Origin of the sequence: Falsiroseomonas sp. CW058 (assembly GCF_050563535.1) — a bacterium.
Taxonomy (GTDB): domain Bacteria; phylum Pseudomonadota; class Alphaproteobacteria; order Acetobacterales; family Acetobacteraceae; genus Falsiroseomonas.
The window spans coordinates 1-8,675 of sequence record NZ_JBNXUO010000062.1; the positions used below are offsets into that span (position 1 = coordinate 1).

The 8,675-nt window shown below is 67.7% G+C and carries 14 protein-coding genes; all 14 read left to right on the plus strand.

Annotated elements, in window-relative coordinates:
- Window positions 1–103: 103 nt before the first annotated feature.
- The 14 genes from ACK8OX_RS24950 to ACK8OX_RS25015 all read left to right on the plus strand — a co-directional run bounded on the left by ACK8OX_RS24950 (window position 104) and on the right by ACK8OX_RS25015 (window position 8,607).
- Entirely contained in the window at window positions 104–697 is a 594-nt protein-coding gene (locus tag ACK8OX_RS24950; protein WP_430667001.1) for a hypothetical protein, read from the plus strand.
- Between the two features lie 52 nt (window positions 698–749).
- Entirely contained in the window at window positions 750–1,691 is a 942-nt protein-coding gene (locus ACK8OX_RS24955) for a YqaJ viral recombinase family protein (protein WP_430667002.1), read from the plus strand.
- Window positions 1,691–2,470, plus strand: a complete 780-nt coding sequence (locus ACK8OX_RS24960; protein ID WP_430667003.1) for an ERF family protein — start codon at window positions 1,691–1,693, stop codon at window positions 2,468–2,470. The genes ACK8OX_RS24955 and ACK8OX_RS24960 overlap by 1 nt, the downstream gene beginning before the upstream one ends.
- Before the next feature lie 47 nt (window positions 2,471–2,517).
- Complete coding sequence (locus tag ACK8OX_RS24965; protein ID WP_430667004.1) at window positions 2,518–2,892, plus strand: hypothetical protein; 375 nt, start codon at window positions 2,518–2,520, stop codon at window positions 2,890–2,892.
- On the plus strand, window positions 2,882–3,271 hold the full coding sequence (locus ACK8OX_RS24970; protein ID WP_430667005.1) for a hypothetical protein: 390 nt from the start codon (window positions 2,882–2,884) through the stop codon (window positions 3,269–3,271). The genes ACK8OX_RS24965 and ACK8OX_RS24970 overlap by 11 nt, the downstream gene beginning before the upstream one ends.
- A 7-nt stretch (window positions 3,272–3,278) precedes the next feature.
- Entirely contained in the window at window positions 3,279–3,638 is a 360-nt protein-coding gene (locus tag ACK8OX_RS24975) for a MarR family transcriptional regulator (protein WP_430667006.1), read from the plus strand.
- Window positions 3,638–4,180 (plus strand): NUDIX domain-containing protein, encoded by a 543-nt coding sequence (locus tag ACK8OX_RS24980; protein WP_430667007.1) that lies wholly within the window; start codon window positions 3,638–3,640, stop codon window positions 4,178–4,180. The genes ACK8OX_RS24975 and ACK8OX_RS24980 overlap by 1 nt, the downstream gene beginning before the upstream one ends.
- Before the next feature lie 397 nt (window positions 4,181–4,577).
- Complete coding sequence (locus ACK8OX_RS24985; RefSeq protein ID WP_430667008.1) at window positions 4,578–4,790, plus strand: hypothetical protein; 213 nt, start codon at window positions 4,578–4,580, stop codon at window positions 4,788–4,790.
- 85 nt (window positions 4,791–4,875) lie between these two features.
- The gene (locus tag ACK8OX_RS24990) at window positions 4,876–5,436 is read left to right on the plus strand and encodes a hypothetical protein (RefSeq protein WP_430667009.1); all 561 of its coding nucleotides are present in this window, start codon (window positions 4,876–4,878) and stop codon (window positions 5,434–5,436) included.
- Window positions 5,433–5,621, plus strand: a complete 189-nt coding sequence (locus tag ACK8OX_RS24995) for a hypothetical protein (protein ID WP_430667010.1) — start codon at window positions 5,433–5,435, stop codon at window positions 5,619–5,621. The genes ACK8OX_RS24990 and ACK8OX_RS24995 overlap by 4 nt, the downstream gene beginning before the upstream one ends.
- Before the next feature lie 102 nt (window positions 5,622–5,723).
- Window positions 5,724–6,317, plus strand: coding sequence for a hypothetical protein (locus tag ACK8OX_RS25000; RefSeq protein ID WP_430667011.1), 594 nt, complete (start codon window positions 5,724–5,726; stop codon window positions 6,315–6,317).
- Complete coding sequence (locus ACK8OX_RS25005) at window positions 6,314–6,907, plus strand: hypothetical protein (protein ID WP_430667012.1); 594 nt, start codon at window positions 6,314–6,316, stop codon at window positions 6,905–6,907. Before ACK8OX_RS25000 ends, ACK8OX_RS25005 begins: the two co-directional genes overlap by 4 nt.
- Window positions 6,908–7,375: 468 nt before the next feature.
- Window positions 7,376–7,741, plus strand: coding sequence for a helix-turn-helix domain-containing protein (locus tag ACK8OX_RS25010; protein ID WP_430667013.1), 366 nt, complete (start codon window positions 7,376–7,378; stop codon window positions 7,739–7,741).
- On the plus strand, window positions 7,738–8,607 hold the full coding sequence (locus tag ACK8OX_RS25015) for a tyrosine-type recombinase/integrase (RefSeq protein WP_430667014.1): 870 nt from the start codon (window positions 7,738–7,740) through the stop codon (window positions 8,605–8,607). Before ACK8OX_RS25010 ends, ACK8OX_RS25015 begins: the two co-directional genes overlap by 4 nt.
- Window positions 8,608–8,675 lie beyond the last annotated feature (68 nt).

Below are 8,675 nucleotides of genomic sequence, written 5' to 3' on the forward strand. Positions count from 1 at the left end.
CCCGCCGCCAGACCCAGAACGCGGCGCGTGAAACTGCCGCCGCCCCAATGCGGGGCGGCGGCTCGTCGCGACCAACCGTGGTCGCTTGAGGAGAAAGAAACAAATGACCACCAACACGCTCGACGCCCGTCCGGCCCCAGATGTGGAGGCGCGGCTCGCGGCCCTGGAAGCGGCATCCCCGGCAAGCTATCGCAGGCTGGAGGGCGCCGTCGCTGACATCATCGCAAGTTACAAGATCCAGGAGTCGCTGCGGATCGCCGCCGCCAGCATCGCGTCGGCCGGGATCGACGTCTCCCATATCGAGCGCGCCGTGACCGAACGGGCAGTTGCCGACGCCGGCAGCATTATCCGAGCCGAGATCGGCAGTCGCATCTCCGGCTTCGCCAACGCGAGCGACGTGGCCTCGATCAGCAGATCGGTCGACACCCTGTCGACGCGGATCTCGGCGCTTCGCGGAGACCTTCGCGCTGAAATCGCGGCCTCCGAGGAGGCCCGCTCCGGCGCTGGCTCCATGCAGGCCTTGATCCGGTCGATCGAACGCCGGGTCGTCCTCCTCGAAGAGCGCAGCGCGGCGATGAACACCGTCGTCGCGGCGCTCTCCGAACGCCTCGCGGCGCTGGAGAGCAGCCGCGCGTCGGACACCGAGGCGGCCAGCGCCGCCCCGCGGCGACGCATCGGCCACCGGGCCGCCGACTGACAAAAACCCCACACACCCCCAGACGGGCGGTGTGTGGGGTTTTTTGTTTTTTATGCCTTTCTCCCCCATTGTCATCCGCATTTCACATATCCATGTGTTGCGAAGGCGAATGCGAGGTCGCCGCACCACCTCGCCGGGAGAAGAACTGCACATGACGGAAACAGGGGATCTGCTGGGGGGGCTCGGCCTCTCGGTCGAGCAGATCGCGCGACGCCGCCGTGGCCTTGGGGGGTCGGACGCGAACAAAATCTACTCCGGCAACCCGGAGGCGATCCTGAGGCTCTGGCGCGAGAAGCGCGGAGAGGAGGAGCCCGAGGACCTCTCTGGCGTCCTGCCGGTGATGATGGGCTCCTATACCGAGCCCCTCAACGCCGCCTGGTATGAGCGGAGCACGGGGCGCCGTGTGATTGACCGCGGCGTCGTCCTCCACTCGCCCGCCTTTGAGTGGATGTTCGCGACCCTCGATGGCCTCACCACGATCGAGGACGCCCCCGACGCCGTCTGGGAGGCGAAGCACGTCAACGCCTTCTCGAAGATGGACGAGGTTGTTGGGCGCTACATGCCCCAGCTCCACCACAACATGCACTGCGCGCAGCGAGACCGCGCCGTCCTCTCGGTCTTCAGGGGAACCCAGGAGCACCACATCATCGATGTGCGGCGAGACGACTGGTATCTCGCCCAGCTCATCGAGGCGGAGCGAGATTTCTGGGATGCGGTCGCATCCGGGCGCCCGCCAGTCACCGTCACGCCGACGGCCCCCATCGAGGCAGTCGAGGCGGTCCGGACCATCGACATGACGGGATCGAATTCCTGGGCCGTCGCGGCGGAGGCATGGGTGACGCACCGCCCCGCGGCGACGATCTTCGACCGTTCGCAGCGCGACATCAAGGCAATGCTGGAGGCCGACGTGAAGGTCGCCTTCGGTCACGGCATCAGGGCGACGCGCCGGAAGAACGGCGCCGTGGTTATCGAGGCATTCGAGGGAGAGGCGTGATGGACGGAATGACGGGCGTGACGGCTGCGGCCGCTATCCAGCCCTGGGACCCGATGCCGCCGGCCATCGCGAAGGCGATCGTCTCCGTGATGGCCGAGGTCCGCGGCATCGAGAAGCGCGGCGAGAACAAGTTTCACAACTTCAAGTTCATGACGGTTGGCGACCTCATGGGCGACCTACAGCCGGCGATGGCGAAGGCGGGCCTTTTCGTGTTGCAGACGGAGATCGGCGCCGAGATGATGAAGGAGGCGCTCGTCGTCAGCTACGCCTTCGCCCTCGGGCACGCCTCCGGAGAGGTCTGGCGCTGCCCCCTCATTCAGAGCGGCATGGCGGTCGCGCTGAATTCGAAGGGCGGCGTTGACGACAAGGCGCGCAACAAGTGCCACACCGCCGCGCGGAAGTATTTCCTTGTCGGTCTCTTCCAGATCCCGGCTCTGGAAATCGGTGACGAGCGGCTCCTCGATGGCGATGGCGACGCCGACGCCTCCCCTGCCCCTCGGGCTGAGGGGGCAGCATCCGGCGCACGGACCGTGTCCAATCGCTCCGCGCGCTCTCCCGCGAAGAAATCCGACAACCCCGACGACGAGGCGCGGCGACGCGACTTCCAGGCCGTCCGTGACGCGATCCGCGTCGCGGCAACGGAGGACGACCTCCACAAGGCCTGGAATGATCACGCCGAGCACCTCGCTCGCGTGCGGGCTCACTCCGAGGCGGGATACAAGCTGCTCTCTGGCGACTACAGCGCCCGTCTGTCCGTCTTCGGTGGGGGCGCGGGCTGATGTCGGGCGCGGAGCACGTTCTCATCCAGGGGCCTTATGGCCTCTGGATGCTCGGCGAGGTCACTCCCTACGGGGTTCAGACCTCGATCGAGAATTTCGAGACCCTTGGGGAGGGCGCAGAACTCTGCCGGCGCCACGGCCTGCGATCGGCCATCGAGGTGTCCTCCGTCACCGTCGGGATGCGCGAGGCCTCCATCCTCTGCGCCATCCGCGGCGGCGCGGACAGCATTTCCGCGGCGGCGATGGCGGCAAGGACCTCGATTCTCGCCGCACGCCTCTCGGCGGAGAGACTGTCCGGGGCCGGGCTCATCGATCTTGGCCCCGAGGGCGGGCGCGTGGGGGCGCGGTCGGTGAGACTGACGGGCGGCGGCATGGATGTTGCCGACCGACTTCTCGGCGGGGGGTTCCAGAATGCCGCTTGACGGCCGACAGCCCCCGCGAGGGGGCGCCGCGGAGGCCCTCGCGGCCGCCCGCATCGTGAGCGAGGAGGAGGCGCATGATGCCATGGAGGTCCTGCGTCGGACAATCGCGCCGATAGGCGTCGCGCGGGGCGACATGGTTCGCGCCGAGGCGATGCTGCGCCACATCAAGTCGCTTGAGATGACCTTCTCAGACGAGAGAAGCACCTCCGCGCAGGAGCGAGACGCCTACGCCTCCGACCGCTACCGCGACGCGATCGACGCCTACAGATCCGCCACGGTCTCCTTCGAGACTCTCAAGGCCGAACGCGAGACCGCCTCGATGGTGATCGAGGTCTATCGCACACAGCGCGCCAGCGAGCGCGCCGCAACCAGGATGTGATGACCCCATGAATGCCATCTCCGCTACCGACGCGGGACCAGATCGGGGGATCGACAGCCTTCTCGGCACCGCCCTCGGCATCGTCCGCAACCCATCTATTCCTGATCTGACCCTGCGCCAGATCTCCGTGCTCCTGCGCGTCTACACCAGCCGCATCCCCCAGACAGTGAAGGCGCTGTCGGCGGATCTTGGCGTCCCGAAACCCGCGATCTCTCGTGCGCTCGACCGGCTGACGGCCTGCGGGCTCGTCGCGCGCCGCCACGACCCGTGCGACCGGCGGATCGTCTATGCCTCGCGCACCCAGAACGGCGGCGACTTCGTGAGGTCGCTCTCCAGCATCGTCGCCTCCGCAGGGGAGGCGCTCTGATGACCGCCCGATATGTCCTCGGCTTCGCCCTCTCGCTTGACCGGCGTTCGGTCATGATGATCCGCAAGTTGCGCCCCTCCTGGCAGGCCGGGCTGCTGAACGGCGTCGGCGGCAGGATCGAGGATGGAGAGACGCCCGCCGCCGCGATGCGGCGCGAGGGATGGGAGGAGGCCGGCGTCGATCTCGACTGGTCGCCGCTCGCCACGCTTCGTGGCGAGGGATTCCACATCGAGGCCTTCGAGGCATTCTCCGACGAGATCTGGCGCGCGTTCAGCAAGACCGACGAGCCCGTTGGGGTCTACCCCGTGGCCGAGGTCATCGGCCGCGAGCACCCAATGCCGCGCAACATCCCGCTATTCCTCTCTCTCGCCCTGGATGAGAGTGGGATCATGAAGCCGGTTCACCTCAGCGAGGTGGCGGCGCTCCGCTCACCTGAAGATGTTGGTGATCGCGAGAGGGAGCTTCTGGAGGCGAACAACCGAGAGGTCGAGCGTCGCCGCGTCGCCGAGCAATCCCTGCGGTCCCTCATGGAGGCGGCGTGATGGCTGCCGCCTGCATTCTCCTTTCGATGGCCCTCGGGTCGGTCGAAATCCCCCCGGCGCGCTTCTTTGAGACCTGCCGGGCCTGCGAGGCATTCCTGCGCACCGGAGAGGGGCTCGACGCCCGGCCGGAGGTTACGCATCTCTGCGTCGCGAGGCCGAGGCTCCGGGTTCTGGCGCATGGCTGACGCCACCTCGGGAGGCGGTCTCGACCTCGCCTCAGTTCTCGCCCTCCTGCGCCGCAGATGCGACGAGGCCGGCGGCCAGCATGCCTTTGCGCGCGCGAGCGGCGTCAGCGTGAAGGTTGTGAACGACACGATGACGGGGCGCAGGATGCCGAGCCCGTCCATCATTGCGGCCCTGGGGCTGCGCCCCGTAACGAGATACATGGAGATTGGTCGTGGCAGAGTCTCTCAGTAACCGTCGCATTGCGGTCGCCCTGTCGGAGATTCACCAGGCGCTCTCCGATCTCGTCCTCCTGATGAACGCCGAGGAGGGAGAGCACCGAACCATGCGGATGACGGTCTCCCTCGACTCAATCCTGCGCGGAACGGAGAAGATCCGGGCGACCCTCGACCACGGCGCGGCGCGGCGAGAGGCAGACGCCGCCTGACCCCAGCGCGGTCGTGTGATTACCATCGCGGAATCCACATTTTTATGTGTTGACCTTGCTCTTTCGCGTTCATATGTGGAGACCTATGGCATACCTGACATTTCGTCGATCGCTCGACTTCATCGAGCACGCCCGCGACACCCTCCGACCGGCCGAGGGCGACTTCGTGATGGCCAACGGGCTCGGCTTCGCCCTCCTCATGGGTGGCGAGGTCGCGTCCCGTCTCTCGCTCTCCCTCTCCGGGGAGGCGAGGGGGTGGCTATCCGATGACGCGTTCTCCGAGGCGCGCAACACCTCCGATCTCGCGCGGGAGATCGCGGCGCGTGCGATCGACATCCTCCCCTCCCCCTCCCCCGAGGAGGCCGAAGATCTCGCCGCCGTCCGCGCGATTCACCGCATGGCGGTGACTGGCCCCGATGACCTCGTTCTCGCCGCGGCGCTTGGACGCGCCGTCCTCTTCCGCATCGAGATCCCCGTCTTTGAGCGCGAGGCCGCCCACGTCATCACGATGGTCCTGCAACCGGGCGCCAGGAACCCCATCGCTCCGGCCGCTGGGGCGAGGGTGTTCGACGCGGCCCTGCGAGGCGTCGAGGAGGCCGTCGCGAGCGGCATTGGTGTCCCCCTCCGGATTGGAGTTGCGCCGTGAGCGAGCAGACTGGCGAGCGCAAGACGCTCATGAGCGTGCGGGCGGTTCGGGAGTATCTCGGCGTGAGCCGCCCTCTCGCGCTGAAATTCCTGGAGGGCGTGCCGGCGGTTCGCATCGGCAAGATGCCGCGATACGACAAGGACGACGTCGATCGCGCCTATGCCGAGATGAAGAGGCCCGCGTGAGCGCCCTCTGGCGCGCAGCCGCCGCGATCATCGCGGTCGCCATCGCCATGGAGGGTGCAGTGCTCCTCCTCATCGCCTCCGCCATCCTAAGGATCGGACAGCATGGCTGAGCACCCCGCCCCCGTCGTCCTCCTCGACGTCGATGACGTCCTCATCGACTGGTCGGGGGGGTTCCACCCCTGGATGCTGGCGCGAGGCGCGATTCGCGACCCAGGTGGCGCCGCGTCGTGGGATCTGTGCGGGTCCTATCCCGGCCTGGCATGGGGCGAGATCCTCGCAGAGATCAACGCTTTCGCGCGCTCCGACAGCTATCGCGATATGCCGCTTCGGGACGGCGCGGCCAGGGAGGTTGCGGCCCTTCGCGCCGCCGGGTGCGATGTCTATGCGGTGACCTGCTGCGGAACGGATCCGGCGATCCTCGCGAACCGCGAGCACCAGCTTCGCGACCTCCCTCTGAAGGGGGTGTTTCCCCTGGACCACTCGGACCCGAAGGCGCCGATCTATGCGCGCTTCCTGCCGGGCGCCGTCGTGGTGGATGACGCGCCGAAGCACCTGGAGACCGCAATGCGGTTCGGGCATGCGGCGATTGCCTACGATGCGCCGTGGAACGGGTCGGTCCGCTGCACGGACCGCATGCGCGACTGGACCCTCGGCGCCATTCGCATCATCCGCAACCTGGGGCTCGTCGCGGCATGACGGTCGTCCTTCTGATCAACGGGCCTCCTCGCGCCGGCAAGGACACCCTGGCCAGCCATCTCATCGAACGGATCGGGGGCGCGACGCGGCGCCGCATGGCGCATGAGCTGAAGGTTCGAACGCACCGGCTCTACGACTGCCCGCCGGAGTCCTGGGACGACCCGGATTACTACGACGACGTCAAGGACGTCCCGTCGGCGCAGTTCCACGGGCTCTCCCCGAGGGCGGCCTACATCGCGGTCTCCGAGACCTACTTCAAGCCAACGCATGGAGAGGAGTTCTTTGGCGAACTCTTTGTCCGGTGGCTGGATGGTATCGGGCCGGAGACCCGCCTCGTGGCGGTGCCCGACAGCGGCTTCCTCACCGAGGTGAGGCCGATCCTCCGCCGCGTCGGTCTCTCTCGCCTGCTCCTTGTCCGCGTTCACGCAGGCGGGCGCGGCAAGAGCTTCGCCGGCGACAGCCGCGGCTACATCGACATCCCGCGCGTGCCGACCCTCGATGTGAGGAATGACGTTGATGGTCGCGCCGACCTCTTTCTCGAAGAGGCGGAGGTCTGGGTCAGGTCGCAGACGGGGCTCTTTCATGCCTAGCCAGGCCGGGGCCGCGAACGACAACAGGCCGCCACCGACTGGATGGGAGGGGTTGGCGAATGCGAGGTAGCGAGCGGCAGCCGCCGGACTGCGCGGATTGCGTCGCGCCCGGCAGGTGCTGCTCCGGCTTCGTGATCTCGCACCCCCGCATCAGATCTGCCGAGAGCGCCCTGGAGGTGCTCGCCATCATGGCCTCGGTGGCGAGCGCCATGACGGAGGAGGGGGGCGCCGTTGGCTTCTTCTCGCGCCCAGAGGAAAACCTCACCGAGGTCCAGCTTGGGCTGCCCTTCCTCCCGCTCTTCCGGGCGACAGACGGGCACTGGCGGATGTGGTGCCCGCGCCTGACGATGGAGGGGCGGTGCGGCGACTACGAGGGCCGGCCGGCCATATGCCGCGACTACGCGCCGGGGTCTGACGGCCTCTGCGTCATGAGGTGCCCTGCGGCATCTGCGCTCTATGGGGGGATGGATGGCTGAACGCATCAGGCCGCCCGCCGTCTCCGAGATCACATCTCTCTCGGTTCGCAAGGTGCAGGAGATGGCGGCTGCGGGTAAAATCCCTGGCGCCGCCAAGCTTGGCGGCTCCTGGACCTTCGACCCCGTGAAGCTGCGCGACTGGATCGCGCAGCAGGAGAGCCTCGCATGCCGCGCAACCTCTATGAGAGAGAGGGCGTCCTCTGGGGGCGCATCAAGATCGCCGGCAAGCTCCATCGACGCAGCCTACGAACGGCTGATCCGAGGGAAGCAAAGGTCCGCCTCAAGGCCTGGCGCCAGCAGCTTGAGCGCGACCTCTTCGGGGCCGCGGACGCACCAACCTTCAAGGAGGCCGTCGTGAAGTGGAGCGCAGAGGTCCTCCCCGAGGCGGTCAAGGCCTCGGTAGCGACGCGCTACCTCTCCAGTATCGCGCAGCTCGATGCGACCTTCGGATCCCTCCGGATGGACGCGATCACCGGGGCCTCTGTCGCCGCCTATGTCAGCTCCCGCAGCGGTCACGCGACGAACGCTACGATCCGCAGGGACCTGACCGCGCTCTCCCGTCTCCTGTCGGCCTGCGTCGCCTGGGGGTGGAGGACGGACAACCCCGCCGCCGCCTTCGACAGGAGCATCATCCGCGAGAGGCGCTCGCCGATCCGCCCGCCGGACCGCTCCTCGTTCGAGCTTGTCCTTGCGGAGGCCCCCGCGGCGGTGGCCGGCATCCTTCGCCTCCTCGACCAGACGGGCATGCGGGAGGGAGAGGCGGTCAATCTCGACGCCGGCGACATCGACAGGTCGCTCGGCCAGATCACCCTCCTCGTGACGAAGACGAGCAGGCCGCGCACCATCGACTGGCGGACCCCCGGAGGGGACGCGGGGCCGCTTCTGCGCGAGGCGCCGCTCAGCGGGCTCGTCTTCCCCTCGGTGGGCGGGCGGGCCTACGCCAATTTCTCCAGCAATGTCGGCCAGGTGATGCGCCGCCTTGAGGCGCGAGAGAGGGCGGCTCGACGCCCCTTCCGCCGCTTCCGGGTCCACGACCTGCGTCACGGCTTTGCGATCCGATGGCTGAAGGGCGGCGGCAACATCTACGACCTGTCGCGCCACCTCGGCCATACGAGCGTGAAGACGACGGAGATCTATCTTGGGTATCTCACCGGCTCCGAGCGGGCGGTAGCACAAACGGGAGCACAGCGCGCCCTCGTGGTGCCGTCGGATAGCGGTGAATGATGGGCTGTAAGTCATTGATTTGGCGGAGGGAGGGGGATTCGAACCCCCGTGCCGGGTTTACCCCGACA

Coding starts and splice junctions, on each gene's coding strand:
- ACK8OX_RS24950 (WP_430667001.1), top strand. CDS start 104: ATGACCACCAACACGCTCGACGCCCGTCCGGCCCCAGATGTGGAGGCG.
- ACK8OX_RS24955 (WP_430667002.1), top strand. CDS start 750: ATGCCTTTCTCCCCCATTGTCATCCGCATTTCACATATCCATGTGTTG.
- ACK8OX_RS24960 (WP_430667003.1), top strand. CDS start 1,691: ATGGACGGAATGACGGGCGTGACGGCTGCGGCCGCTATCCAGCCCTGG.
- ACK8OX_RS24965 (WP_430667004.1), top strand. CDS start 2,518: ATGCTCGGCGAGGTCACTCCCTACGGGGTTCAGACCTCGATCGAGAAT.
- ACK8OX_RS24970 (WP_430667005.1), top strand. CDS start 2,882: ATGCCGCTTGACGGCCGACAGCCCCCGCGAGGGGGCGCCGCGGAGGCC.
- ACK8OX_RS24975 (WP_430667006.1), top strand. CDS start 3,279: ATGAATGCCATCTCCGCTACCGACGCGGGACCAGATCGGGGGATCGAC.
- ACK8OX_RS24980 (WP_430667007.1), top strand. CDS start 3,638: ATGACCGCCCGATATGTCCTCGGCTTCGCCCTCTCGCTTGACCGGCGT.
- ACK8OX_RS24990 (WP_430667009.1), top strand. CDS start 4,876: ATGGCATACCTGACATTTCGTCGATCGCTCGACTTCATCGAGCACGCC.
- ACK8OX_RS25000 (WP_430667011.1), top strand. CDS start 5,724: ATGGCTGAGCACCCCGCCCCCGTCGTCCTCCTCGACGTCGATGACGTC.
- ACK8OX_RS25005 (WP_430667012.1), top strand. CDS start 6,314: ATGACGGTCGTCCTTCTGATCAACGGGCCTCCTCGCGCCGGCAAGGAC.
- ACK8OX_RS25010 (WP_430667013.1), top strand. CDS start 7,376: ATGGCTGAACGCATCAGGCCGCCCGCCGTCTCCGAGATCACATCTCTC.